Origin of the sequence: Tabrizicola sp. (genome assembly GCF_041913445.1) — a bacterium.
Taxonomy (GTDB): Bacteria; Pseudomonadota; Alphaproteobacteria; order Rhodobacterales; family Rhodobacteraceae; genus Tabrizicola.
In genome coordinates this window covers 1-24664 of sequence record NZ_JAYSFG010000023.1, presented here as the reverse complement: position 1 = coordinate 24664, position 24664 = coordinate 1, and the positions used below count along the sequence as shown (strand labels likewise).

Genomic DNA, 24664 nt, shown 5'->3' with positions numbered 1-24664 from the left:
TTTGGACGCTGTGCGCGCGCGGGCGCGCGCGGGGGGCTATCACGACGCGCGGGGCGGGGCCGTTGGTAGCCCCGGCGGGTACTTCCCGGGGGGAGTTGCCGCGCGCGAAGGCGCGCAGGACGGTGCAGCCCAGGCCCTCGAACCGTTCCTGGCTGTCGACATGGGCGATCTCTTCGATCACCGCCTCGACATGTCCCTTTACGGCGGCGAAATCCACTTGCGGCTCCATCGGGGCGATCCCACGAAACCCGCGACGTTGTGCCTCGGCCGCCTTCGCCGCCGCGATCAGAGCCTTCGAGGGCACGCAGCCGGTGTTCAGGCAGTCGCCCCCCATCTCGTCCGCCTCGATCAGCACGACGCGCGCACCCATCTGCACCGCGCCCGCGGCCACCGACAGGCCGCCGGACCCCGCCCCGATCACGCAGATGTCCGTCTCGATCCGCTGCATTCACCGCCCTCCCTTGAGCGCACGCATCACCATCGGCAGCGCCGCAAGCGCGGCAAGACCCAGAAGCGGGAACAGCACCGGCGGAGTGAAGATGATCCCCAGGTCCGGTGCCTCGCCCCGGGCAAAGACCTCGCCCAGGCCCGAGCCGACCGAGGTGAAGACAAGGGCGCCAGGGATGATCCCGATGAAGGTCGAAACTGCAAAGCGGGTCAAGCTTGTGCCGACGAAGGCCGGGATCAGGTTGGCGATGAAGAAGGGCACCAGGGGGACAAGGCGCATCAGGAAGAGGACGGACCATTCGTTCTGACGCAGGGCCGCCTGCAGCTTTGCGGCCTTGCCCCCCGCTGCCTGAAGCTTTTGCGCCAGGGCGTCGCCAAATCCGCTGCGCGCGGCGAGGAAGACCAGGACCGCCCCGGTTCCCGCGCCGGCCACGTTGTAAAGCACGCCGGGAAAGAGCCCGAAGAGGAACCCGCCCGCCAGGGTCGCGATCGTGCCCCCTGGCAGGCTGAACGCCACGATGGTGACATAGGCCGCCAGGAACCCAAGGACGGCCCAGAGGTAATGTGCGTCGCGGAAGGCCAGAAGATCGTCGCGGTGGCGCGCCAGGGTCTCGAAGCTCAGCGTGTCGCGGAAGGCGATGGCACCCAGGACGGCCGCCGCCAGAATCACCAGGATCGGCAGGCGTCGCAGCCAGATCCGGGCGGAAGAGATCGGAGCGGCGGGGGGGATGTCGGATCCTTGCATGGGGATCGAACATGGCCCTGGACGGCACAAAGCGACAGGGGTTTCACGCGGCCTTGATCCGGCACGGGGCGTTCTTCGGTGGACTGAAACATTTCGCGGCGGGCCCGCGCGAAATGTTGCAGGAAATCCGCGCTGGCTGCGTTGACTTGGGCCGAAAGCGCCCGTAAAGGACGGGCTTCAAGTTACGGGCCCTCGAATCCCGCATGGGTTCGGGTCAAGTCTAATGGAGAGCCGCGATGAAGCGCACCTTTCAACCGTCGAACCTGGTTCGCAAGCGCCGCCACGGCTTCCGTGCGCGCATGGCCACCAAGAACGGCCGTCTGGTCCTGGCTGCCCGCCGCGCCAAGGGCCGTCACAAGCTGACCGCCTGATCCTTCGCCCGCAAGGGCATCAGGTTTAGCGAATGACACCGCCGGAGATCCAGGGCCAAGGCATTGCCGCCGAAGCGCCCGCTGGCTCTCCGGCGGTTTCGCTTTGCGTGCTTCGGAAGCGCGCGGATTTCCTGAAGGCCGCCTCGGCACGGCGGCAGGGGACGGGCGGGTTCCTTTTGCAGGCGCGGGACCGGGCGGACGGCACGCCAGATTGCCGCGTCGGGTTCACCGCGTCAAAGAAGATCGGCAATGCCGTCCTGAGGAACCGCGCCAAGCGCAGGCTTCGTGCCCTGGCGCGCGAGGTGCTTGGCGCGCTTGCCCAGCCGGGATGGGACTATGTGCTGGTGGCCCGGCCCGAGGCGACCGTCACCCGCGATTATGCCGACCTCAAGGCCGACCTCATGCAGGCCATGCGCAGCGTCCACCGGGCCCGGCCATGAGCCCGCTGGCGCAGATCGTGGCGCTGCCGGTCCGCGCCTATCGGCTGCTCCTTTCCCCTTGGGTTGGTCACGGCTGCCGGTTCCAGCCCACCTGTTCGGCCTATGCACTGGAAGCGCTGGAGCGGCACGGGGCAATCAAGGGGGGATACCTGGCCGCGCACCGCATCTGCCGCTGCCATCCCTGGGGCGGGCATGGCTATGACCCGGTGCCGGGCGCGGACCCTGACCACGACGCGGGGCGGTAGGGCCGGGCCAAATTTCTTGAGTAAGAAATTTGTCAAAATCCTTGCTTAAGGATCTTGGCCCTATTCCATCGTCGCGATCAGCGCGCGCAGGGTCTCGATCCCTTCGCCCTTTTCGGAACTGGTGACCACGATCTCGGGATAGGCCGCGGGATGCTTCCCCAGCGCACCCTTCACCTGTTCGATCACCGCCTCGCGTTCGGCGCGGTTGATCTTGTCGACCTTGGTCAGCACGGCCTGGAAGGTCACGGCCGACCGGTCAAGGAGCTTCAGGATTTCCTCGTCCACCGCCTTTACCCCGTGCCGCGCATCGATTAGCACGAAGGCCCGCCGCAAGGTGACGCGACCAGACAGGTACTGCTTCAGCAGCGCCTGCCATTTGGCGACGATGGCCACCGGCGCCTCGGCATAGCCGTATCCCGGCAGGTCGACGAGGTAGCGCTCTTCGCCCAGGGCGAAGTAGTTGATCTCTTGCGTCCGGCCCGGCGTGTTCGAGGCCCGGGCCAGCGTCTTGCGGCCGGTCAGCGCATTGATGAGGCTCGACTTGCCCACGTTCGAGCGGCCCGCGAAGCAGACCTCCAGGCGGTCGGCCGGCGGCAGGCCGGACATGGCCACGACGCCCTTCACGAAGGTGACCGGGCCTGCGAACAGAAGCCGCCCCGCCTCGCGCGCCTCGTCCTCGGGTTCCGGCGTCAGGGTGAAGGTCATGGCCATCAGCGCACCTCGTCGTTCACGGCGATCCGGCCGCCGCGGATCACCCGGGCGAAGACGCCGAAGTCACTGTGGCCATATGCGCCCTCAAGCGCGTCCATCGTGTCGGCGTCCTGTTCTCCGGTCTCGGGGTTGGCGCCCGTGGCGCGGCAACGCCCGATGGGTTCCTCGACCCGCAGCCGGGCCTGGCCCAGGGTGATCTCCTGCCCGATCAGGTCAAGCTCGGCCATCGCAGGCCAGCCCTCCACCCAGATGTTGCCGCGGAAGCGGTGCGGCGACAGGTCCCGTCCCATCCGCGCGGACAGTTCGGCCAGGGACGATGCCGAGTTGATCGAGACCAGCGGCTGGTCCTGGTCGGTCAACGCCTGGCCCGGCACCCGGATCACCCGCGCGGGTTCGGGCCGGTTTTCGGGCCAGAGCGGGCGCAGCCAGTCGATCAGCCGCGCGGCGTCGGCGGGGTCGTCGGGGCGGAAGCTCTCGGTCGGGCGGCGAGGGTGGCTGAGCGTGACCTGTCCGGCCTCGGCATCCGACCGGCAGGAGACGGCCATGAGGTCGGCAGACCCCCAGCCGCGCAGGAACTGCAGCTTCGGAGCCCAGGTGGGCGGATCCGTCAGGCGGGCGGCGGCATGGGCAACGGCCCAGACCCGGTCGAAGGGAAAGGCCGCGCCTGTGGTCAGCACGGCCTCGGCCACGGGTTCATACCCGGCGGACTTGATCGGGTGGCGCACCAGTTGCGCGATGCGCCCCCCGGCCGGGACGGTCACTTCTTGCCCTTCTTCGGCGCGGGTGCGGCAGGTGCCGCGGCCTTGGCCTTGGCCTCGGCCTTCGCGGCCTTGGCCGAGCGGATATTGCCGAAGATGTCCGGCCGTTTCCCGTGGCTCCACATGATCAGGTACTGCTGGATGAAGGTGATCGTGTTGTTGGTGATCCAGTAGACCACGAGGCCGCTGGCGAAGCCGCCGAGCATGAACATGAACACCCAGGGCATCCAGGCGAAGATCGAGGCCTGCACCGGGTCGGTGGGCGCGGGGTTCAGCTTCTGCTGGAGCCACATCGTGATCCCCAGAAGGATCGGCAGGACGCCGATGAAGATCAGGTGCAGGACCGTCCCCGTCGCCGGCGCGTCCCAGGGCAGGAGGCCGAAAAAGTTGTAAAGCGACGACGGGTCGGGCGCCGAGAGGTCCTTGAGCCAGCCGAAGAACGGGGCGTGGCGCAGTTCGATGGTGACGAAGATCACCTTGTAAAGCGCGAAGAAGATCGGGATCTGGATCAGGATCGGAAGGCAGCCCGCGGCGGGGTTGACCTTCTTGTCCTTGTAAAGCTGCATCATCTCGCGCTGCATCTTCTGGCGATCATCGCCCGCGCGTTCCTTCAGCGCCTCCATCTCGGGCTGCAGCTCTTTCATCCGTGCCATCGAGACGTAGGACTTGTAGGCCAGCGGCAGGACAAGGAACTTGAGGATGAAGGTCAGCGCGATGATCGCAAGACCCATGTTGCCGATGTGCAGGTTCAGCCAGTGCAGCACCGCGAAGATCGGCTTCGTTAGGAAGTAGAACCAGCCCCAGTCGATGGAATCGAGAAAGCCCGGGATGCCGCTTTCGTTCTCATAGGCGCGGATGGTTGCCCATTCCTTCGCACCGGCGAAGAAGCGCATGGTCGACGTGGCGGTCGCGCCCGGATCGACGGAAAGCACGGGCTGGCGCACCTCGGCCTGGTAGATGCCGGCGGCGGGGACATATTTCAGCACCGACTTGAACGGCTTGCCCTGTTCGGGGACGAGGGTGGTCATCCAGTAGTGGTCGGTGAACCCGATCCAGCCATCGGTCGTCGCTTCCGAAACCTCGGCCGGCAAGCCCTCGCGCTGGTCCACCTCGAACTCGGTGATGTCGGCATAGTCGGTCTCGGTCAGCTCGCCATCGGTCCGCTGGATCGCGCCTTCGTGGACGACGAAGATGTTCTGAAGCTTCGGCAGGCCGTGTCGGGCGACGATCCCGTAGGGTTGCAGCGAAACCGCTGCACCCGAGCCGTTCTGTACGGTGTCCGTGACGGTGAACATGAAGTCCTCGTCGACCGAAACCTCGCGCAGGAAGGTCAGCCCCTTGCCGTTCTCCCAGCGGAGCGTCACTGGCTTGCCAGGGGCGAGCGTCGCCGCCGCATCGGCAGTCCAGGCGGTATTGGCGTCGGGGACGTCGGCGGCCTCAAGCCCGGTGCCGGGGAGCCAGCCGAAGACCGAGTAATAGGACAACTCTTCCCCGACCGGCGACAGAAGGCGGACAATGGGCGAGTCCGGTGCAAGCTCCTGGCGGTAGGTCTTTAGCGACAGGTCGTCGATCCGGCCACCGCGCAGGGACAGGGACCCGGCAAGCTTGGGTGTATCGATCGCCAGCCGCGGGGCTTCGGGCACTGGGGTCGCCTCGGCCTGGGGCTGGGTCGTCGTCGCCTCGGCGGGGGCGGTTGCCACGGCCTCGGTTCCGGTCTGGGTGGTCGCGGTCTGCGCCGGCGGCTCTGGCGGCGGGAAGAAGATGAACCAGACGAGCATCACTGCCGCGCTAAGAACCATCGCGAGGATGAGGTTCTTGTTGTTCTGCTCTTCCATGCCGCAACCACCTTGCAGATCGATCCGCGGTGCTTCAACGACAGGGGCGTCCAAAGGTCAAGCGGTTTCGCCCTTTTCGCGCAGGGGCCGCGATCAAATCGCAGCCACCTTCCTATGTGCCTTTCCGCCTGCCAAGGGTGAGGCGCAAGAGAAGGGCGGGTCGGCCAGGCGTTTCGGGATCACCTTGCCCGCACGCCGATCCGGATGGCGGCGCGCTGGCGGTCACGGTGGGCGGTCAGCCAGCGAACGAGGTCACCGACCGGCATGGGTTTGGCCACGACATATCCCTGCACATGCCCGCAGCCGAGCTGCGCGAGAAGCGCGTGTTCGGCAGGGGTCTCGACGCCCTCGGCAAGGGTTTCCAGTCCAAGCCGTTCGGCCAGGGACAGGATGGCGGTGACCAGCTTCTCCTGGTCGCGGTTCACGTCGACCCCACTTACGAAGCTGCGGTCGATCTTCAGCCGGTTCAGCGCGAAGCGGCGGATCGCGGTGATCGAGGCGTTTCCGGTGCCGAAATCGTCAAGGTCCACCCCGCAGCCCATCGCGGCGATTCGGCTGATATTGGCGGCGATCACCTCGTCGCCATCGCCGGCGACGACCGACTCCAGCACTTCCACGGTCAGTCGCGACGGGGCCAGCTTGAACCGGTCAAGCGTCCAGCGCAGGCGGTCTGCCAGCTGCGGATCGCGCAGTTCCTGGGCCGAGAAGTTCACCGCGACGGTCGGCACCCGCAGGCCACAGCGATCCAGTTCGTCAAGCGCCGCGCAGGCTTGCGCCAGCATCGTCTGGCCCAGAAGCTCCATCAGCTCGGAGCCCTCGATGGCGGGTAGGAAGCTGCCTGGGGCCAGCAGGCCGCGTTCGGGATGCTGCCAGCGGACAAGAGCTTCCAGGCCCGAAACCTCTCCGCTGTCGGTCGAGAGCTGCGGCTGGAACCAGGCCTGGATCTCGCCCCGGTCCACGGCCTGCGAGAAGCCCGCGCGCAGCGCGTCACGATCGGCGCGGGCGCGGGCAAGCTCATCCGAATAGCCACGGATCGCGCCCGGCAGGTGGCGCGCGGCTTCCTCGGCGGCGATCTGGGCCGCGTCCAGGAGGGCCCGCCCGCCCGGGTGGCGCAACTGCTGCGCGTGACAGAAGCCGATGGAACAGCTGACCTGCGTGGGCCCGTCCGCAAGGGACACCGGCTGCTGGGCCACCAGCTGCAGTCGCGCCGCGATGCGCACCATGATCTCGGCATCAAGTCGCGGAGTCGCGCCCAGGGCCACGGCCAGACTGCCATCCTCCATGGGGTAGAGCATGTCACCGGGGCGAAGCGCCCCGCGCAGGCGGGCGATGGAGGCGGCCAGAACCTCGCACTGTCGGGTGCGGCCGACCCGGTCGACAAGATGCGCCGCGTTGTCGAACTGGATAACGAGGCACCCGGTCGCGCCGCCCTTTGCCGCGATGTCGGACAGGGTCCAGTCCAGACGCTGGGTCACTTGGTCCGAGGCCGAAAGCGGCGCCGTCCGCCGCAGGACCAGCCCATAGGCCAGGACGGCCGGTGGCAGGAGGGCAGCCAGTCCGACCAACGCCCCCTCGCCCCAGGCCCAATAGGTCGCAAGTGCCAGGACCGGCAGAAGCGCGACAATCTGCCAGGGCGTGATGGTCCCCCGCGAAAGCGCAAACATCATGGCAGCTGTCCCCCTTGTCAGCGGGTGAAACCCGCGGTCTGGGGCTCAGGCTAGCTGGATGTTCATGATCGGTTCCTTAACGCTCACCTGAAAGTTGCGAAGAATTTTCGCTATCTGCCAGAGCGGCAGCAAGGCCCGCGAAGTCGAAAAGGGTCGGGTCCGCCAGGTGCGAGGGCCGGACGTTCATCAGCGAGCGGAACATCACCTGCCGCCGGCCTGGGGTCCGTGCCTCCCAGTCGTCAAGCAGCTTCTTCACCTGCGCGCGCTGCAAGCCCTCCTGACTGCCGCAGAGGTCGCAGGGGATGATCGGGTAGTTCATCGCGCTGGCGAACTTGCCGCAGTCCTCCTCGGAGACGAAGGCGAGGGGGCGGGCGACGAAGAGGTCGCCGTCCTCGTTCAGTAGCCGCGGCGGCATGGAGGCGAGGCGGCCGCCGTGGAAGAGGTTCATGAAGAACGTCTCCAGGATGTCGTCGCGGTGGTGGCCAAGGACGACGGTCGAGCACCCTTCCTCACGGGCGATGCGGTAGAGGTTGCCGCGCCTTAGCCGGGAGCAGAGGGAACACATCGTCCCGCCCGGCTTGATCTTGTCGATGACGACGGAATAGGTGTCCTGGTATTCGATCCGGTGCGGGACACCCATCCGGGTCAGGAACTCCGGTAGGACGGTTGCCGGGAAGTTCGGCTGGCCCTGGTCGAGATTGCAGGCCAGAAGGTCGACGGGCAGAAGGCCGCGCCATTTCAGCTCGGTCAGGATGGCGAGGAGCGTATAGCTGTCCTTGCCGCCCGACAGGCAGACGAGCCAGCGGTCCCCCGCACGCGCCATGCCGTAGGTGTCGATCGCCTCGCGCACCTGTTGCACCAGGCGTTTGCGCAGCTTGCGGAACTCCAGTCCCTTGGGGGCACCGTGGAACAGCGGGTGGATGTCGTCGGTGTCGTCAAGCATGGGCGGACCTTTCGGGATGCGGCCTTATGCCAGAGCGGCGATGGGGGTGCAAAGGTCAGACGTGCTGGGCACCGTTGACCTCGATCTCGGCGCCCGAAATGTAGCTGGACTGCTCGGAACACAGGAACCAGATCACGTCGGCGACCTCTTTCGGCTGGCCAAGGCGCTGCATCGGCAACTTTTCCACGATCTTGTCGGTGCCGGGGGAGAGGATGGCCGTCTCCACCTCTCCCGGTGCGATGGCGTTGACGCGGACGCCCAAGGGCCCGAAGTCATGGGCCATTTCGCGGGTGAGCGCCGCGAGCGCGGCCTTGGACGTGGCATAGGCCGCGCCAGCGAAGGGGTGGACGCGGGAGCCGGCGATGGAGGTCACGTTGACGATGGAGCCCTTTGCGGCGGTCAACTCGTCCTTCAGCCCGCGGGCCAGGATCACGCTGGAGAAGAAGTTGACGTGGAAGACATGTCCCCAGGTGCGCAGGTCCGTGTCCAACGTATTCAGCCGCGCGCCCCCCGGGCCTTTCGGGCTGATTCCGGCATTGTTCACAAGGGCATGAATGCGGCCGCCGACCTTGCCCTTGATCGTCTCGATGGCGGCGATGGTCTTGTTGGGATCGGCGAGGTCGATCTCGATGTGGTTCTCCTCGCCCCCCGGCCAGGGGCAGCGCGGGTCGAACGGCTGGCGCGAGCAGGTCAGGACCCGCCAGCCCTCGGCCGAAAACCGCTTGACGGTGGCGTGGCCGATCCCGCGGCTTGCGCCTGTCAGGACAAGGGTTTTCTGTTCGGACATGAGGTGCTCCTTTGGTGCGGAAGGCTACGCTTCCACACGCGGAAGGCAAGGCTTGGCAGGGGGGCGGAAAAGGCTTATGCGGCGCGAAGACATGGAGGCCCCGATGAAGCAGCAGACCCTGACCGCCGAGGACGCAAAGACGACCGCGAAGATGCTGTCCGAGGCGCTGCCGTACCTCCAGCGGTTCGAGGGCGCGGTGGTGGTCGTGAAGTTCGGCGGCAACGCGATGGGTGACGACGCGGCGATGGCCGAATTCGCCCGCGACATCGTGCTGATGAAGCAGGTGGGCGTGCACCCAGTGGTGGTCCACGGCGGCGGGCCGATGATCAACGAAATGCTTGATAAGCTTGGGATCAAGTCCGAGTTCGTCCGTGGCAAGCGGGTCACCGACAAGGCCACGGTGCAGGTGGTGGAGATGATCCTGTCGGGCCTCGTCAACAAGCGGATCGTGCAGGCCATCATGGACGCGGGCGGGCGCGCCGTGGGAATTTCCGGCAAGGACGACGACCTGATGGTCTGCGAGGCGGATGATCCGGAGCTGGGCTACGTGGGTCGTCCGGTGGAGATGAACGTGCAGGTGCTGCGCGACCTTTACAACGCCGGGATCATCCCGGTGGTGGCCCCGGTGGCCACGGGGATGAAGGACAACGAGACCTTCAACGTGAACGGCGACACGGCGGCGGGGGCGATTGCGGGGGCCTTGAAGGCGGACCGTCTGCTGCTCCTGACCGATGTGCCGGGGGTCAAGGATGCCTCGGGCAAGGTCATGACCCAGATCACGCCGGACGAGATCCGGAAGATGACCGAGGAGGGCGTGATCTCGGGCGGGATGATCCCGAAGACCGAGACGGCGCTGATGGCGATCGAGCAGGGGACGCGGGCTGTGACGATCCTGGACGGGAAGGTGCCTAACGCTTGCCTGTTGGAGCTCTTCACCGACCACGGCGCGGGGAGCCAGATCCGGTCGACCGAGCCGCGGGTGAAGCCGCATGTCCGGCGCTGAGCGGTTGGCGAGTTGATCCACTGACACGGCTGGGTTTTCCTGGTCTGCCTTCTGTCGGCTTTCTGTCGGGCATCCGTCGGGCATCGCTTCGTTCGGTGACTGCGCCGATGCGCTGTTAACCTTTCCCCGCGAATCGGGTGTAGGGTGGGCGGATGGAGCAGGAAATCCTCTGGCGGGGCGGGGTGTTCCTTGGCCTCTTCGCGCTTTTCGCGGGGCTGGAAGCGGTGGTGCCCCGGCGGGCGCGCAGCCTGTCGCGGGGGCAGCGCTGGCCGACCAACCTGGCGATCACCGTGCTGAACACACTGGCGCTGCGGGGGCTGGCCGTGGCGCTGCCGCTGCTGGCCATAGGGGCCGCAATGGACGCGCAGGCGCAGGGCTGGGGGCTGTTCAACTGGCTAAGCTGGCCGGGCTGGGTGGAGCTGGTGCTGGCGGTCCTGATCCTGGACCTGGCCATCTGGGCGCAGCATCTGGTGACGCACAAGGTGCCGTTCCTCTGGCGTTTCCATCGGGTCCACCATGCCGACCGCGACATGGACGTGACCACGGGTTTCCGGTTCCATCCGGTGGAGATCCTGGCATCGATGGGGTTGAAGATCGGGCTGGTCTATCTGCTGGGACCGCCGGCGCTGGCGGTGCTGGTGTTCGAGATACTGCTCAGCGGGACGGCGCTGTTCAACCACTCGAACCTGGCGCTGCCGGGGTGGTTGGACCGAGGGCTGCGGTTGGTGCTGGTGACGCCGGACATGCACCGGGTGCATCACTCGGTGCACCGCGAGGAGCATGACAGCAATTACGGCTTTGCCCTGTCGGTTTGGGACAGGCTGTTTGGCACCTATGTGCCAGAACCGAGGGCAGGGCAGGATGCAATGACAGTGGGGCTGGAATGGCAGGACGAAAGACCGGCGCGGCTGGGGTGGAGCCTGGGGTTGCCCTTCCGGCGCTAGAGGCAGCGCTGGAGGCCGAGCGGCTGGAGGTGCTGGGTGGCTTCGCGGTGGCCGAGGGCGAGGCGGGCTTTCCGGCGGGGACGCGAACTCTGCTTCTTCTGGGACCGAAGGAGCCGGGGTTCTGGGCGCATCTGCAGGCGCAGCCGGAATGGGGGGACCCTGACCCGGTGGACCGCTGGTCGCGGCGGGTGATCGGGCGGATTGCTTGCGATCTGGGGTCCAAGGCGCTGTTTCCCTTCGGCGGGCCGCCCTATCACCCGTTCTACCAATGGGCGCTGCGGTCGGGGCGGGTCTGGGACAGCCCGGTGCGGCTTCTGGTGCATTCCGGGCAGGGTCTGATGGTGAGCTTCCGGGGGGCCTTGGCTTTGAAGGAGGCGGTGGAGGTGCCTTCACCGGCGGTGAAGCCCTGTGACGCCTGTCCGGCCCCTTGCCTGACCGCCTGTCCGGCGGGGGCGCTGACCGGGGCGGGGTATGATGTCCCTGGCTGCCATGCCTGGCTGGACCGGCCCGATGGCGGGGAGTGCCTGACCGGTGGCTGCCTCGTGCGCCGCGCTTGCCCGGTGTCGCAAAGCTATGCAAGACTGCCCGAACAGTCGGCCTACCACATGGGGCAGTTCCACAGATGAAGCGGTTGATCCTGACGCGGCACGCGAAATCCTCCTGGGACGACCCGCTGACTCCCGACCACGACCGCCCCCTGAACGACCGTGGCAAGGCGGCCGCAGCGGATCTGGGGCAATGGCTGGCGAGCCGCGACTACGTGCCGGGTGAGGTGCTGTGTTCGGATGCGGTGCGGACGCGGAAGACCTTCTCGGGGATTGCGCCGGCCCTGCCCGGGGCGCCGGTCCTGGAGCTGAAGCCCGCGCTCTATCATGCGGGGCCGGATGTGATGATGGCGGTGCTGCGGCATGCCAAGGCGGACGTGGTGATGATGATCGGGCACAACCCCGGCATTGCCGAGTTCGCAGCGCGACTGGTGGCGCATCCGCCGTCGAACCCCGAGTTCGCCCGCTATCCGACGGGGGCGACGCTGGTCGTGGACTTCGATGCGGCGGACTGGTCCGAGGTCACCTTCGGATCGGGCGTCACGGTCGATTTCATCGTGCCGCGCGAGATCGTGGTCTGACGCCTGCCCGCGCTGGACGGGTCTGCGGGTTTCAGGGAAATCAACGGGTTGGTTGTCTGCCTTAGGGTGGGCTTAACCCTGTCTTGAACGGGGGAGCCGTCGCGGGGGGCATCGAACCCCCCACGACGGCGCTGCCGCGGACGCGTGCCTGACTGCGGTGACTGGGGGAGGTGTAGGAGCCTCCGGCGGGGATATTTGGGCCAGTATGAAAGTGGTCGCGTGGCCGTGGGGAGCTATCTGGAGTGGCAGGCTTTGGAGGCGATATGCGGGCATTGGTGGTCGGGGCGTCGGGCGGGATCGGCGCGGCGCTTGTGGCGGAGTTGCGGGGGCGGTGTGACGTCGTAGGGCTGTCGCGGTCGGGCGATGGGCTCGACGTGATGGAGGAATCCTCGGTGGAGGCAGCCTTGGCGGTGATGGAGGCGTGGTTCGATCTGTTGGTGGTGGCGTAGGGGGCGTTGATCATCGCCGGGGTGGGGCCGGAGAAGTCGCTGCGGTCGGTGACGGCCGAGGGGCTGGCGGCGCAGTTTGCGGTCAACGCGGTTGGTCCGGCGCTGGTGATGAAACATGCGTTGCGGCTGCTTCCCAGGGACCGGGTGTCGCGGCTGGCGGTCCTGTCGGCGCGGGTGGGGTCGATCGGGGATAACGCGCTGGGCGGCTGGTATGGCTACCGGGCGGCGAAGGCGGCCTTGAACCAGCTGGTGCGGACGGCCTCGGTGGAAGCGAAGCGGACGCATCCGTTATCGGTCTTTGTGGCCCTGCACCCGGGGACGGTGGAGACGGGGTTGGCTCCGAGTTTGCGGGCGGGGCATCCCTCGGTCAGCCCGGAGGTGGCGGCGGGGAATCTGCTGCGGGTCCTGGAGGGGCTGGGGCCGGAGCAGTCGGGCGGGTTCTACGACTGGAAGGGCGAGGTGGTGCCGTGGTGAGGCTGGTCCTTGTCTTGGGGGACCAGCTGACGCCGGATGTCGCGGCCTTGAAGGCGGCGGACCGGGCGCGGGACGTGGTGGTGATGGCGGAGGTGATGGGGGAGGGGACGAGCGTCCCGCACCATCCGCAGAAGATCGCGCTGATATTGGCGGCGATGCGGAAGTTTGCCGCAGCGTTGGCGGCGGAGGGGTGGCGCGTTGCCTATTCGCGGCTGGACGATCCGGAGAATTCGCAGACGATCTCGGGGGAGCTGCTACGGCGGGCGACGGAGGTCGGGGCGTCGGAGGTGATTGCGACGAAGCCGGGGGAGTGGCGGATAGTGCGGGACCTGGAGGAGTTGCCGGTTCCGGTGCGGGTGCTGGAGGACGACCGGTTCATCTGCTCGGAGGCGGAGTTCGCGGGTTGGGCCGAGGGGCGGAAGCAGCTGCGGATGGAGTGGTTCTATCGCGAGATGCGGCGGAAGACCGGCCTCCTGATGGAGGGGGACCAGCCGGCGGGCGGGCAGTGGAACTTCGATCATGATAACCGGAAGCCGGCGAAGGCCGACCTGCTGCGGCCCCGGCCCCGGGACTTCGCGCCGGATGCGGTGGTGGAGGAAGTGCTGGCGCTGGTGGAGGCGCGGTTTTCCCATTTCGGGCGGGTGCGGCCGTTTCGCTGGGCGACGGACCGGGCCGGCGCGCTGGCGGCCCTGGCGGAGTTCGTCAAGGAGCGGTTGGTCCGGTTCGGCGAGGAGCAGGATGCGATGCTGGAGGGGGAGGCGTTCCTCTCCCATGCGCTGGTCTCGCCTTACATGAACATCGGGCTTCTGTCGCCGATGGAGGTCTGTCAGGCGGTGGAGGCGGCGTGGCAGGCGGGGAAGGTGCCGATCCAGGCGGCGGAGGGGTTCATCCGGCAGGTGATCGGCTGGCGGGAGTATGTGCGGGGCATCTGGGCGCTGAAGGGGCCGGCCTACCTGGAGGGGAACGCGCTGGGGCATGTGCGGAAGCTGCCCTGGTTCTACTGGGGCGGCGAGACTGAAATGGCCTGCATGCAGGCGGCCGTCGGGCAGACGCGGGACCTCGCTTACGCCCACCATATCCAGCGGCTGATGGTGACGGGGAATTTCGCGTTGCTTGCGGGGGTGGACCCGGCGGAGGTGCATGAGTGGTACCTGTCGGTCTATGTCGATGCCTTCGAATGGGTGGAGGCGCCGAACACGATCGGGATGAGCCAGTTCGCGGATGGGGGGGTATTGGGGTCGAAACCCTATGTCTCGTCGGGGGCCTATATCGACCGGATGTCGGACTACTGCGGGGGGTGTTCCTACCGGGTGAAGGAGAAGGTGGGGGAGAGGGCGTGTCCGTTCAACCTTCTCTACTGGCACTTCCTCGTGCGGCATCGGGAGCGGTTCCGGTCGAACCCTCGGATGGCGCAGATGTACCGGGTCTGGGATGGGATGGAGGCCGGCCACCGGGAGGCGGTGCTGGCGGGGGCCGAAGGGCTGCTGGCGCGGCTCGACCGGTGGGAGGTCGTGTGACTGTCCACGGTGGACAAGCGCCGGGACCACAACGAAATCAAAGAGTTGCGATTTTGCGTTAGGGTGGTGTTAACCCTTCTCTCCCCGTCAGGCCACCCGGCGTTCGACCTGGGCGAAGACGCTGAGCTTCAGCCATTGCTGCATCGCGCGGCTGATCGCGGGGTCGCCGTCGAGATGGACGCGGCCGGCCCGCACCTCGGCATCGAGGCGGGAAAGGCCCATCCAGATCGAGGTCATGGTGCGCAGCGAGCTTGTCACCAGGAGGTCGACCTCGAACCCCGGGTCGGTCTGGCAAAGGTCGACGTCGCCCGATTCGACCACCAGCCAGTAGTTGCGATGGGTCGGGGCAAGTTCGGGATACAGAAACTGTATCGTGCAGCGGCGTGGCGGCAGGGGGTCGGTGCTGAGGTTCCGCCGCATGTCCCACATCAGGAGCGTCGGGTCCAGGTTACGGAGCGAGAGACGCGATTCCACCCAGCGCTGGCCCCAGGTGCCGATGCCGATGATGATCGGGCGGAGCTCCTCGCCCGCTTCGGTCAGGCGGTATTCCGAGGTTCCGGCAGGCGTCGGGACCGACTGAATCACCCCCGCCAGTTCCAGCTCTTTCAGCCGTTTGGATAAAAGCGTCGGCGACATGCGCGGCAGGCCGCGGCGCAGGTCGTTGAAGCGGGTGGAGCCGCAGAGCATCTCGCGCAGAAGGACGACGGTCCAGCGCGCGCAGAGGATCTCGGCGGCCATCGAGACGGGGCAGAACTGGCCGTAGCTTGCGGTCTCGGTCATGGGGGGCCTCCTGGTTCATGCGAAGGGTAACACCCCGGGGGCGAACCCCCTAGTACAGTTCGTGGACTGGCCGTCGGAGGCCCGAGAGAAGACGATGGGGCATTCAATGAAAAAGGAGTGCCACCATGACTTTGACAGCAGAGATCCCGGCCGAGACTCGGGATGCCGTGACGATTGCCGAGGGTTTGTCGGAAAGGATTGCCGCGGGGGCTGGGCAGGCGGATGCCGAGGACCGCTTCGTGGCGGAGAACTATGCGCTGCTGAAGGAGGCGGGCCTGGTCGAGGCGGGGGTGCCGCGCGAGTTGGGCGGCGGTGGTGCGGATGTGCGCGAGCTTGCGGCGATGCTGCGGGTCTTGGGGCGGGCCTGCGGGTCGACGGCGCTGGCCTTTGCCATGCATACCCACCAGGTGGCGATCCCGGCCTGGCGCTGGCAGCACCAGAAGGTGGCCGCGGTGGAGCCCTTGTTGCGGCGCGTGGCGGCCGAGCGGATCGTGCTTCTGTCGAGCGGCGGGTCAGACTGGATCAACGGCTCGGGCGTGGCGCGGCGGGTCGAGGGGGGCTACCGCATCTCGGGGCGGAAGATCTTCACCTCGGGCGCGGCGGCGGGGACGGTGCTGATGACGGGGGCCGTGCTGGAAGAGGACGGGGTGCGCCATGTCCTGCATTTCGGCGCGCCGATGAAGGCCGAGGAGGTGCGGATCCTGGACACCTGGCATACGCTGGGGATGCGGGGCACCGGGTCGCATGACGTGGTGCTGGACGACCTGTTCGTGCCGGAGGTCGCCGTGGCGCTGAAGCGCAAGGCGGGCGAGTGGCATCCGCTGTTCCAGACCATCGCCACCATTGCCTTTCCGCTGATCTATGCCGCCTATCTGGGTGTGGCGGACAGCGCCTGCCGGATCGCCCTGGACCTGGCGCGGGAGCGGCCGGTTACCCATGACATGCGGTCCCTGGCGGGGCGGATGATAACCGAGCTTTACGGGGCAGAGGCCGCCCATGAAGCGATGTTGGCGGCGGTGGACCGCAACGCGCCGTCGGCCGAGACGGTGGATGCGGTGATGAAGGGCAAGGTGCTGGGGGCGGACCACATGATCCGAGCGGTGGAACTGGCGATGGAATTGGCCAGCGGGGCGGGCTTTTACCGCTCGGCCGGGCTGGAGCGCCGGTTCCGCGACATCCAGGGCGCGCGCTATCACGCGATGCAGCGCGGTCCGCAGGCGCAGTACGCCGGGGCGATGGCGCTGGGCGAGTCGGTGGCGACGGTGTTCTAAGCGATGGGGGTGGGCGCGTCGCCCACCCTACGCGGGTTGCGCGCGCAGGAGGAGGAGCACTCCGACCAGTAGGATGGCGATCCCGGACAGTTGGCGGGGGGTCGTGCGCTGGCCCATCGCGTAGCGGGCGACGAGGAGGGCGAGGACGACCTCGACCAGCGCCAGGGTACGGACGTTGGCGGGTGAGGTCAGCGCGAAGCCGGTGAACCAGCCGGCGGAGGCGAGGGCGCCGAGGAAGCCCGCGGCGAGGGACGGGAGGAAGGCGCGGGCGCTGCCGGTCAGCGCGGGGCGGTTCGTCACGGCAAGCCAGGCACCAAGCGCGGCGGTCTGAAGCGCCAGCGTCAGGGCAAGGATGGTGAGCGCGCGGATGAGGAAGGTGCCTTCGGGCAGAGCGATGATCGCGCCGCGGAAGCCGATGGCGGAAAGGCCGAAGCAGAGGCCCGCGGCGAGGCCAAGCGTCGCGGGGCGGAGGTCGGTCAGAAGGCTGCGGCCCTGGCCGGGTTTCAGGGTCATGACGAGGACCCCTGCCACCGCGATAGCGATGGCGGCGAGCATGGGGAGGGTCAGCGCCTCGCCCAGGACGGCCCACCCAATGAGGGCGACGAGGACGGGCTCGATCTTGAGCCAGGCGGTGACGAGGCCGAAGCCCTGGGTGCGCATCGCCTGGAGCATGAGCGCGGTGGCGGCGATCTGGGCGGCGGCACCGAGGGCGGTGAAGACCAACGCGCGGGGGGTGAGGGTCGGGATCGGGCTGCCGGTCAGCCAGAGGGCCAGCGCAAGGAAGGCGCAGGCGAAGGGCAGGCCGTAGAGGAAGCGGACGTTGGTCGCGCCAAGGGTGCCAAGGCGTTCGGTCAGCCCGCGCTGGGTGGCGTTGCGGCCGGTCTGGGCGACGGCGGCGGCGAGGGTGACGGGGATCCAGAGGTGGTCGATCATGGCCCGGGAAGCGCGCTGCGCGGGGGTAGGGTGGGCATTATTGCCCACCTTACGTTTGCGGTCAGGTCCCGCGGATCGTGTCGATCATCAACTGGACGTTGTCCGGATGCGCCTCGGGCGTGATGCCGTGGCCGAGGTTGAAGATGTGCGGACCCTTGGAGAAGGCGCGGACGACGTGCTGGGTGGCAGCGATCAGCGCCTGGCCGCCGGTCACCATGTGCTCGGGCGCAAGGTTCCCCTGGACGCAGCCGTCGATCTGGACGTTGGCGGCGGCCCATTCCGGGCTGACCGAATTGTCGATGGCGACGCAGTCCGCACCGGTGCGGTGGGCAAAGCCGATGTAGCCCTGGCCCGCCTCACGCGGGAAGGCGATGACGGGGATGCCGGGGTGGCGGGCCTTGAGGGCGGAGATGATCTTCTGCGCGGGGGCCTCGGCGAAGTCCTTGAAATCCTGGCCCTTCAGGCTGCCGGCCCAGCTGTCGAAGAGTTTCACCACCTCGGCCCCGGCCTCGATCTGGGCGGAGAGGTATTCCACCGTCGCCTCGGTGATCCGGTCGATCAGGGCCTGGAAGGTGGGGCGGTCGTGGGCCTTGAGCGCGTGGGCCGCGCCTTGGTCCTTGGACCCGCGGCCGGCGATCATGTAGGTGGCGACGGTCCAGGGGGCGCCGGCGAAGCCGATGAGCGTGGTCTCGGCCGGGAGTTCACGGGCAAGGATGCGGACGGTCTCGTAGACGGGCGACAGGGTGTCGTGGATCGCCTCGGTCGGTTTCAGGTTCGCCACCTGGCCGGGGGTGTCCGTCGTCTCCATCCGCGGGCCTTCGCCGGTTTCGAACCAGAGCTTCGGGCCAAGCGCCTGGGGGAGCAGCAGGATGTCGGCGAAGAGGATCGCAGCGTCGAAGCCGTAGCGGCGGATCGGTTGCAGCGTGACCTCGGCGGCGAGGTCGGGGGTGTAGCAGAGCGAGAGGAAGTCCCCGGCCTTGGCGCGCGTCTCGCGGTATTCGGGGAGGTAGCGGCCAGCCTGGCGCATCATCCAGATCGGGGGGGTGGGCAGCACCTCGCCCTTGAGCGCGCGCAGGATCGTCTTGGTCATCATCGGCCTCTTTGCTACGGCTTCATGGGTCGGCTGTGGGGACCGGGATGTCAAGAGTTGTCAGGCGCGCGTGACACAGGTAAGCCTTGCGTCATGCGCGATGATCTGCCGACCCCCGCCCGCCCGCTGAAGATCGGAACCCGTGGTTCGCCCCTGGCCCTGTGGCAGGCGCACGAGACCCGGCGCTGCCTGATGGAGGCCTTCGGCCTGCCCGAGGCGGCCTTCGAGATCGTGGTGATCAAGGTCACGGGCGACCAGATCCAGGACAAGGCCCTGCGCGAGATCGGGGGGAAAGGGCTTTTCACCCGCGAGATCGAGGAGGCGCTGCTGGACGGCAGCATCGACATCGCGGTCCATTCGATGAAGGACATGCCGACCCTGCAGCCCGAGGGGCTGGTGCTGGACTGCTACCTGAAGCGGGCGGACGTGCGGGATGCCTTCGTCTCTCCGCGCTTCGGGTCGATTGCGGAGCTGCCGCAGGGGGCCACTGTCGGGTCGTCGAGCTTGCGGCGGCGGGCGCAGCTGGCGCTGCGGCGGCCGGACCTGAAGCTGGTAGAGTTCCGGGGCAACGTGCAGACGCGGATGCGGAAGCTGGACGAGGGGGTGGCCGACGCCACCTTCCTTGCAATGGCGGGGATCACGCGGCTGGGGATGGCCGAGGTGGCGCGGTCGGCGATCGCGCCCGAGGAGATGCTGCCTGCCGTGGCGCAGGGCGCGATCGGGATCGAACGGCGGGTGGCCGATCAGCGCGTGGCGGCGATGCTGGCGGCGATCCATGACGGGGAGACGGGACTGCGGCTGGCGGCCGAACGGTCGTTCCTGGCGACGCTCGACGGGTCTTGCGAGACGCCCATCGCGGGGCTTGCGGTGATCGACGGGCCGGATCTGTGGCTGCGGGGGGAAATCCTGCGGCCGGACGGTTCGGCCTCGGTCACCGGTGAGCGACGGGGGCCGGTGGGCCAGGGCGCCGAGGTGGGTAGGGCGCTGGCGGAGGAACTGCTGGGGCGGGCGGGACCGGGGTTCTTCGACTGACGGCGGTTGTGCCACGGGGGGTGCTTTCCCCGGAGTTGGTTCCATTCCTTAGCGCACGTCATCTCGTCGGGGACGTCGTCCCTCCTCGCGGGGGGTCGGCGCCCATGCGAGGAGGAGACGAAGCCAAACGACGAGCGGTTGGTCAGGCGTGGATCGCGCCGTCGCCGCAGGCGAGCGCGGCTTCGCGGACGGCTTCGGACCAGGTGGGATGGGCGTGGCAGGTGAGGGCCAGGTCCTGGGCCGAGGCGCCGAATTCCATCGCGACGCAGACTTCGTGGATCAGGTCGCCTGCGGCGGGGCCGATGATGTGGCAGCCGAGGATGCGGTCGGTGGTGGCATCGGCGATGAGCTTCACGAAGCCCTCGGCCTGGAAGACTGCCTTGGCGCGGGCGTTGCCCATGAAGGGGAACTTGCCGACCTTGTAGGCGCGGCCTTCGGTTTTGAGTTGCTCCTCGGTCTGGCCAACGCTGGCGACCTCGGGCGTGGTGTAGATCACGCCGGGGATGACGCCATAGTTGACATGGCCGTGCTTGCCGGAGAGGACCTCGGCCACGGCCATGCCTTCATCTTCGGCCTTGTGGGCAAGCATGGGGCCCGCGATGGCGTCACCGATGGCGTAGAGGCCGGGGATGTTGGTCTGCCAATGCGCGTCGGTCTTGATCGTGCCGCGGGGGCCCATTTCCACGCCAAGCGCTTCGAGGCCGAGGCCTTGGGTGTAGGGCTTGCGGCCCGTCGCGACGAGGACGATCTCGGCGTCGAGGCTCGCTTCGCTGTCGTTCTTCTTCAGCTTGTAGCTGACGGTCGCGCCGGTGGCGGTCTTGGTCACGGACTGGACGGCGGCACCGAGGACGAATTTCAGGCCCTGTTTGGTGAGGATGCGCTGGAAGGTCTTGGCGACCTCGGCGTCCATGCCGGGGGTGATGGCGTCGAGGTATTCGACCACGGTCACCTCGGTGCCGAGGCGGGCGTAGACGGAGCCCATCTCCAGCCCGATGACGCCCGCGCCGATGACGACCATCGACTTCGGCGGGTTGGACAGGGTGAGGGCGCCGGTGGAGGTGACGATGGTCTGTTCATCGATCTCGACGCCGGGGATGCTGGAGGCCTCGGAACCGGTAGCGATGACGATGTTCTTCGCGGTGTGGACCTCATCCCCGACCTTGACCTGGCCCGGCGCGGGGATGGTGGCCCAGCCCTTCAGCCAGGTGACCTTGTTCTTCTTGAACAGGAACTCGATCCCCTTGGTGTTGCCCGAGACGACATCGGCCTTGTAGGCCTGCATCTTGGCCCAGTCGACGGTGGGATGGGCGCCCATGAGGCCCATCTTCTCGAAGTTCTCATGGGTTTCATGAAGCAGGTGCGTGGCGTGGAGGAGCGCCTTCGAGGGGATGCAGCCGACGTTGAGGCAGGTGCCGCCGAGCGTCTCGCGTCCCTCGACGCAGGCGACCTTCTGGCCGAGCTGGGCGGCGCGGATGGCGGCGACGTAGCCCCCGGGGCCTGCGCCGATGATGATGGTGTCGAAATCTGCCATTTGGTCGGTTCCTTGGTTTGGCCGGGGAACCGGGGGTTTTGCACCCCCGGACCCCCGCAGGATATTTGGGCAAAGATGAAAGGGTCAGATCAGGGCGGCCACGATCATCGTCACGGTTGCGAAGAAGCCTACCGCCCAGATGGCCGAGCGCCAAGGGCGCCAGCCGAGGGCATAGGCGGGGACGTAGAGGAGGCGGGCCGCGAGGTAGGTCCAGGCGGCATATTGGGTGGTGGCGGTGGACTGGTTGCCGAGGGTCACGACCACGACGGCGAGGGTAAAGAGGATCAGCCCCTCGAAATGGTTGTTCAGCGCGCGCTGCAGCCGCCCGGTGGTGATGGACATCTGCCGCGAGGGCGGGCGGTCGCGGGGGGAGGAGGTGTAACCGGTGCCCAGTTCCATGTTCGCGGGGATGGCGAAGGTGATGTACTGCAGCGCCTGGAGGAGGCCGGCAAGGGCGAGGGCGGTGAGTTCGGGGGTCATGCGGTCCTCTGGTCGGGGAGGGGGCGGGTCCTGGCGTCCAGGAACCAGGCGTGGCAGGCGGCTTCGGCCGCGGCCACTCCGGGCAGGGCGCGGAGGCGGGCGATCTCGGCTTCGACCTTGGGCCAGCGGCGGAGGATGGTGCGGTCCTGGACCTCGTTCCGGTTGGCGCGGCGGTGCCACATCGAGCCGGGGACGTATTTCGGCCAGGGCGCGCCCATGCCGCGGCCGCGTGCCTGGCGCAGGCGGAAGCTGTCGGTGGAGCGGATGGCGTAGTGGTTTACCACGGCCCCGCCGCGGAGCGCGATATCGAGGGGCAGATAACGGGCGACGGGAGCGCCGAAGAGCGGCGCGGAGGAGAGGGGTTCGCCGGCGGCATTGACGGCGAGCGGGGTTTCCACCCGGGGGGCAGTGGGCATGTGGTCCGAGGCGGAGGCGAAGTCGCGGTGGCGGAAGATCGACTTGAACTTGACGGTTGCGGGGTCCGGCGCGGGTTCGCAGGCGGTAAAGGCGCGCAAGGTCTCGCCGGGCCAGGTCTGGTGGCCGTTGTCGCCGAACATCCGCCAGGGCAGCGCGATGGCGTGGGCGTCCTGGGCCCTGTCAATCAGGTCCTGGACTGGGCTTGCGCCGGGGGCGATGTTCAGGAATTCGTCCACGTCGAGATGGGCAAGCCAGTCGGCGGGGCTGTCCTGCAGATGCACCAGCGCGCGGTCGATCCCCTTCCGCTGCGGCGGTTCACCGGGTTGGAGCGGGTTCGGCAGGTGGTCGATCAGGCCGTGGTGGGCGAGGAGGTCAATCAGGTGGTCCGAGCCGTCGTCACAGTCGTTGGAGCAGATGACAATGGGGCCGAAGCCGATCACGCGGTGGTAGGCGAGCCATTCGAGGATGTGGATGCCCTCGTTCCGCATGCAGGACATCAGCGCGACGGGTGTCATGGGAACGCCCTCGGGAGCCGCTCGTCGAGGCGGATGTAGTCGCCCCGGGCATAGCGGGCGGGCCAGTCGGCCTGGGCGAGGCAGGTCTGGCGCAGTTCGGCGAAGGGAAGGTCCGCGCTGGGCAGCAGGGCCTCGGGTCGGGCGGCCTTGGTGAAGGCGTCGATGGCGGCGCGCGGGACGCCTTTGGTGCGCAGGATCGCGGCCGCGGCGGCGACGTCCGCTTCCCAACGCTGGACCATGATCGGATGGCCGATGGGGTCGAGTGCGTTGCAGGTCAGGAAGACGCGGTGTTCGGTGATGGCCTGCGACAAAAGGATGTCGGCGGCGGGGGAGCCGGAGGGGATGACCTGAGCCGTGGCGGGGCTGGCGAGGAGGAGGATGAGCGCGGCGCGGATCATGCCGGAGCCTCGCAGGGGGTGCCCTGGTGGAAGCGAAGCTGCCATTTGCCTGTGGAGTGGTCCCAGAGGGAGGACCGGTTGGCCCATTCGGTCTGGGTGGGGCGGCGGAGTTCGGAGCGGTAGGTGACGAGGGCGACGTCAGCGCCGATCTCGGTGACGATGAGGTCGTGGAGGGTGGCGTCGATGGCGTGGGTCTCGCCCGTGGGGAGGAGGTCTTCGCGGGTGTAGCGCCGGCCGGAGCGGCCGAATTCGCGGAAGTCGGGGGCGAAGGTCTGCTCCATCAGGGCGCGGTTGTAGCGGGTTTCCGTGCGCCAGAGGGTCAGTTCGAGGGTGGCGAGGGGGTGGGTCATGGGGTGGCCCCGCAGGTGCGTGGATGCGAACCGCCCCCCACCCCCAGACCCTCCCCACGAAGGGGGAGGGGAGGCGCTTCGGGCCTGTGGGTGGGGGCGGGGTGGGTCATGCGGTTTGCAGGAACTGGGCCTGGTAGGGGTGGCCGAGGGCGGATTGCTTGGCGAGCCACGCTTCCGCGTTCTTGCGGTTGTGGACCTCGAAGAGGACGAGGATGGCGTTCTGGTCGCCCTTCCAGATTTGCAGGGTGGAAAGGCTGGCGGCGGCGATGTTCTCGGCTTCCGCGTCGAAAGCGGCTTTCCAGGCGGCGTAGTCGGGGGCTTGGGTTTGAAGCAGGAGTTGGGTCATTTGGGGGCTCCTGTTGTGGGCCGGGTGCCCCCCACCCCCATCCCCTCCCCACGGAGGGGGAGGGGAGGCGCTTCGGGCCTGTGGGTGGGGGCTGGGTGGGTCATGCGGGGATTGGAAAGCCAGCTCAAAGCTTCGAATCGTGTACCAGCAACATGCCGGTACGATCCTTGAGGATCATCAGCGCATTCCTTCGCTCGTCCTTGGGAAGCTGCGCAAGATAGTCGGTCAGCGCGAGTACCTGGCGGCTGGCGGGCAGGTCACGAAGGGATTTGATCGCCCCCAACGCTGGCCAACCAAAGTAGATGAACCCAAGAAAGCTGATCGCCGGGCCATAGATGGGCGAGTCGCCAGGAACGAAGACGAGGAAGAATGCAATCAGACCAAGGAGGATCGCTGCCCGGTTGTTTGAATATCCGGGGATCGCACTGGTCACGACCTCCCCTCGGTACGTGATGGCAAGGCTGCCGGCGACCAGGATCGCTGCATACAGGAAAAAGCCAATCTGACCTGACCGGATAAGGGCAACGCCCAACCCGGACCCCGCGAAGACAGCTGCGACGAGCATGACGCCCAGGCGGACCACGAGATTGCGTTTCGCTCTATCCTCGGGCCAGCGGTCCAGGACTTTGACAAAGTCACTTCGGACGCGGAGGTATCGGTCGAATGCCGCGCCGCGTTCCTCGGGGGTCCGCCCGTCATTCAGCATCACAAATCCATCAACAGCCGACGCGGGTCTTCCAGAGCCTCTTTCACCCGGACCAGGAACGTTACCGCCCCTTTCCCGTCCACGATCCGGTGGTCGTAGCTGAGCGCCAGGTACATCATCGGGCGGATGACGATCTGGCCGTTCACCACGACGGGGCGGTCCTGGATCTTGTGCATGCCGAGGATGCCGGACTGCGGGGGGTTGAGGATGGGGGAGGACATCAGCGAGCCGTAGACGCCGCCGTTCGAGATGGTGAAGGAGCCGCCCTGCATCTCGGCCATCGAGAGTTTGCCGTCGCGGGCGCGGAGGCCAAGTTCGGCGATCTTCTTCTCGATGGCGGCGAAGCCCATCTG

At 67.7% G+C, this 24664-nt stretch carries 29 protein-coding genes and 1 pseudogene; 11 read left to right on the top strand and 19 right to left on the bottom strand.

Going from position 1 to position 24664, the window contains the following annotated elements; all coding sequences use genetic code 11:
- Window positions 1-448 (bottom strand): FAD-dependent oxidoreductase (locus ACE3Q6_RS19070; RefSeq protein WP_374435941.1); only part of this gene is annotated, 448 nt, incomplete at its 3' end.
- Window positions 449-1192, bottom strand: coding sequence for a TVP38/TMEM64 family protein (locus ACE3Q6_RS19065; protein ID WP_374435939.1), 744 nt, complete (start codon window positions 1190-1192; stop codon window positions 449-451).
- A gap of 236 nt (window positions 1193-1428) precedes the next feature.
- Between ACE3Q6_RS19065 and rpmH the strand changes: the two genes are divergently transcribed.
- Genes rpmH through yidD form a run of 3 tightly spaced genes read left to right on the top strand, consistent with a single transcriptional unit; the run spans window position 1429 to window position 2248 of the window.
- Complete coding sequence (gene rpmH / locus ACE3Q6_RS19060) at window positions 1429-1563, top strand: 50S ribosomal protein L34 (RefSeq protein WP_103259146.1); 135 nt, start codon at window positions 1429-1431, stop codon at window positions 1561-1563.
- 32 nt (window positions 1564-1595) lie between these two features.
- Window positions 1596-2003: a ribonuclease P protein component gene (gene rnpA, locus ACE3Q6_RS19055; RefSeq protein ID WP_374435937.1), complete on the top strand. Its 408-nt coding sequence runs from the start codon at window positions 1596-1598 to the stop codon at window positions 2001-2003.
- Window positions 2000-2248, top strand: coding sequence for a membrane protein insertion efficiency factor YidD (yidD, locus tag ACE3Q6_RS19050; RefSeq protein ID WP_374435934.1), 249 nt, complete (start codon window positions 2000-2002; stop codon window positions 2246-2248). Before rnpA ends, yidD begins: the two co-directional genes overlap by 4 nt.
- Before the next feature lie 60 nt (window positions 2249-2308).
- Here yidD and yihA read toward each other — a convergent pair whose 3' ends face one another.
- The 6 genes from yihA to ACE3Q6_RS19020 form a co-directional block, all read right to left on the bottom strand.
- Window positions 2309-2959 (bottom strand): ribosome biogenesis GTP-binding protein YihA/YsxC, encoded by a 651-nt coding sequence (gene yihA, locus ACE3Q6_RS19045; protein WP_374435932.1) that lies wholly within the window; start codon window positions 2957-2959, stop codon window positions 2309-2311.
- Window positions 2959-3720: an MOSC domain-containing protein gene (locus tag ACE3Q6_RS19040; protein ID WP_374435930.1), complete on the bottom strand. Its 762-nt coding sequence runs from the start codon at window positions 3718-3720 to the stop codon at window positions 2959-2961. Before ACE3Q6_RS19040 ends, yihA begins: the two co-directional genes overlap by 1 nt.
- Window positions 3717-5552 carry a membrane protein insertase YidC gene (gene yidC, locus ACE3Q6_RS19035; RefSeq protein WP_374435927.1) on the bottom strand — a complete coding sequence of 612 codons (1836 nt, stop codon included), beginning with the start codon at window positions 5550-5552 and terminating at the stop codon, window positions 3717-3719. The genes ACE3Q6_RS19040 and yidC overlap by 4 nt, the downstream gene beginning before the upstream one ends.
- A gap of 179 nt (window positions 5553-5731) precedes the next feature.
- Window positions 5732-7219, bottom strand: coding sequence for an EAL domain-containing protein (locus tag ACE3Q6_RS19030; protein ID WP_374435925.1), 1488 nt, complete (start codon window positions 7217-7219; stop codon window positions 5732-5734).
- 76 nt (window positions 7220-7295) lie between these two features.
- The gene (ttcA, locus tag ACE3Q6_RS19025; protein ID WP_374435923.1) at window positions 7296-8162 is read right to left on the bottom strand and encodes a tRNA 2-thiocytidine(32) synthetase TtcA; all 867 of its coding nucleotides are present in this window, start codon (window positions 8160-8162) and stop codon (window positions 7296-7298) included.
- 55 nt (window positions 8163-8217) lie between these two features.
- On the bottom strand, window positions 8218-8949 hold the full coding sequence (locus ACE3Q6_RS19020; RefSeq protein ID WP_374435921.1) for an SDR family oxidoreductase: 732 nt from the start codon (window positions 8947-8949) through the stop codon (window positions 8218-8220).
- 103 nt (window positions 8950-9052) lie between these two features.
- On the opposite strand from ACE3Q6_RS19020, the gene argB reads away from it, so the two are divergent.
- From argB to ACE3Q6_RS18990, 6 genes and pseudogenes are all read left to right on the top strand, one after another.
- Window positions 9053-9952 (top strand): acetylglutamate kinase, encoded by a 900-nt coding sequence (argB, locus tag ACE3Q6_RS19015; protein WP_374435919.1) that lies wholly within the window; start codon window positions 9053-9055, stop codon window positions 9950-9952.
- A gap of 152 nt (window positions 9953-10104) precedes the next feature.
- Window positions 10105-10896: a sterol desaturase family protein gene (locus ACE3Q6_RS19010; protein ID WP_374435916.1), complete on the top strand. Its 792-nt coding sequence runs from the start codon at window positions 10105-10107 to the stop codon at window positions 10894-10896.
- Window positions 10836-11522 carry a ferredoxin gene (locus ACE3Q6_RS19005; protein WP_374435915.1) on the top strand — a complete coding sequence of 229 codons (687 nt, stop codon included), beginning with the start codon at window positions 10836-10838 and terminating at the stop codon, window positions 11520-11522. Before ACE3Q6_RS19010 ends, ACE3Q6_RS19005 begins: the two co-directional genes overlap by 61 nt.
- On the top strand, window positions 11519-12022 hold the full coding sequence (locus ACE3Q6_RS19000) for a histidine phosphatase family protein (protein ID WP_374435913.1): 504 nt from the start codon (window positions 11519-11521) through the stop codon (window positions 12020-12022). Before ACE3Q6_RS19005 ends, ACE3Q6_RS19000 begins: the two co-directional genes overlap by 4 nt.
- A gap of 263 nt (window positions 12023-12285) precedes the next feature.
- Window positions 12286-12945, top strand: a pseudogene (locus tag ACE3Q6_RS18995) (SDR family NAD(P)-dependent oxidoreductase).
- Window positions 12939-14462: a cryptochrome/photolyase family protein gene (locus ACE3Q6_RS18990; RefSeq protein WP_374435911.1), complete on the top strand. Its 1524-nt coding sequence runs from the start codon at window positions 12939-12941 to the stop codon at window positions 14460-14462. Before ACE3Q6_RS18995 ends, ACE3Q6_RS18990 begins: the two are co-directional and overlap by 7 nt.
- An 87-nt stretch (window positions 14463-14549) precedes the next feature.
- Here ACE3Q6_RS18990 and ACE3Q6_RS18985 read toward each other — a convergent pair whose 3' ends face one another.
- Entirely contained in the window at window positions 14550-15242 is a 693-nt protein-coding gene (locus ACE3Q6_RS18985; protein ID WP_374435909.1) for a winged helix-turn-helix transcriptional regulator, read from the bottom strand.
- Between the two features lie 125 nt (window positions 15243-15367).
- Here ACE3Q6_RS18985 and ACE3Q6_RS18980 point away from each other — a divergent pair, with 125 nt between their 5' ends.
- Entirely contained in the window at window positions 15368-16513 is a 1146-nt protein-coding gene (locus tag ACE3Q6_RS18980; protein WP_374435906.1) for an acyl-CoA dehydrogenase family protein, read from the top strand.
- A gap of 27 nt (window positions 16514-16540) precedes the next feature.
- Here the strand turns inward: ACE3Q6_RS18980 and ACE3Q6_RS18975 are convergent, their stop codons facing one another.
- Together ACE3Q6_RS18975 and hemE are read right to left on the bottom strand one after the other, a co-directional pair.
- The gene (locus tag ACE3Q6_RS18975) at window positions 16541-17446 is read right to left on the bottom strand and encodes an EamA family transporter (RefSeq protein ID WP_374435904.1); all 906 of its coding nucleotides are present in this window, start codon (window positions 17444-17446) and stop codon (window positions 16541-16543) included.
- Window positions 17447-17507: 61 nt separating this feature from the next.
- Window positions 17508-18539, bottom strand: a complete 1032-nt coding sequence (hemE, locus tag ACE3Q6_RS18970) for a uroporphyrinogen decarboxylase (protein WP_374435902.1) — start codon at window positions 18537-18539, stop codon at window positions 17508-17510.
- Window positions 18540-18629: 90 nt separating this feature from the next.
- Here hemE and hemC point away from each other — a divergent pair, with 90 nt between their 5' ends.
- Entirely contained in the window at window positions 18630-19568 is a 939-nt protein-coding gene (gene hemC / locus ACE3Q6_RS18965) for a hydroxymethylbilane synthase (RefSeq protein WP_374435899.1), read from the top strand.
- Between the two features lie 142 nt (window positions 19569-19710).
- On the opposite strand, the gene lpdA is transcribed toward hemC, so the two are convergent.
- The 8 genes from lpdA to ACE3Q6_RS18925 form a co-directional block, all read right to left on the bottom strand.
- Entirely contained in the window at window positions 19711-21099 is a 1389-nt protein-coding gene (lpdA, locus tag ACE3Q6_RS18960; RefSeq protein ID WP_374435897.1) for a dihydrolipoyl dehydrogenase, read from the bottom strand.
- Between the two features lie 84 nt (window positions 21100-21183).
- Complete coding sequence (locus ACE3Q6_RS18955; protein WP_374435895.1) at window positions 21184-21579, bottom strand: MAPEG family protein; 396 nt, start codon at window positions 21577-21579, stop codon at window positions 21184-21186.
- Entirely contained in the window at window positions 21576-22511 is a 936-nt protein-coding gene (locus ACE3Q6_RS18950) for a glycosyltransferase family 2 protein (RefSeq protein ID WP_374435893.1), read from the bottom strand. The genes ACE3Q6_RS18955 and ACE3Q6_RS18950 overlap by 4 nt, the downstream gene beginning before the upstream one ends.
- Window positions 22508-22909 carry a hypothetical protein gene (locus ACE3Q6_RS18945; RefSeq protein WP_374435890.1) on the bottom strand — a complete coding sequence of 134 codons (402 nt, stop codon included), beginning with the start codon at window positions 22907-22909 and terminating at the stop codon, window positions 22508-22510. Before ACE3Q6_RS18945 ends, ACE3Q6_RS18950 begins: the two co-directional genes overlap by 4 nt.
- Window positions 22906-23259 (bottom strand): DUF4440 domain-containing protein, encoded by a 354-nt coding sequence (locus tag ACE3Q6_RS18940; protein ID WP_374435888.1) that lies wholly within the window; start codon window positions 23257-23259, stop codon window positions 22906-22908. The genes ACE3Q6_RS18945 and ACE3Q6_RS18940 overlap by 4 nt, the downstream gene beginning before the upstream one ends.
- A gap of 106 nt (window positions 23260-23365) precedes the next feature.
- Window positions 23366-23605: a hypothetical protein gene (locus ACE3Q6_RS18935; RefSeq protein WP_374435886.1), complete on the bottom strand. Its 240-nt coding sequence runs from the start codon at window positions 23603-23605 to the stop codon at window positions 23366-23368.
- Between the two features lie 124 nt (window positions 23606-23729).
- On the bottom strand, window positions 23730-24311 hold the full coding sequence (locus tag ACE3Q6_RS18930; RefSeq protein WP_374435884.1) for a hypothetical protein: 582 nt from the start codon (window positions 24309-24311) through the stop codon (window positions 23730-23732).
- A partial coding sequence (locus tag ACE3Q6_RS18925; protein WP_374435882.1) for a 2-oxo acid dehydrogenase subunit E2 occupies window positions 24311-24664 on the bottom strand: 354 nt, incomplete at its 5' end. The genes ACE3Q6_RS18925 and ACE3Q6_RS18930, both read right to left, overlap by 1 nt.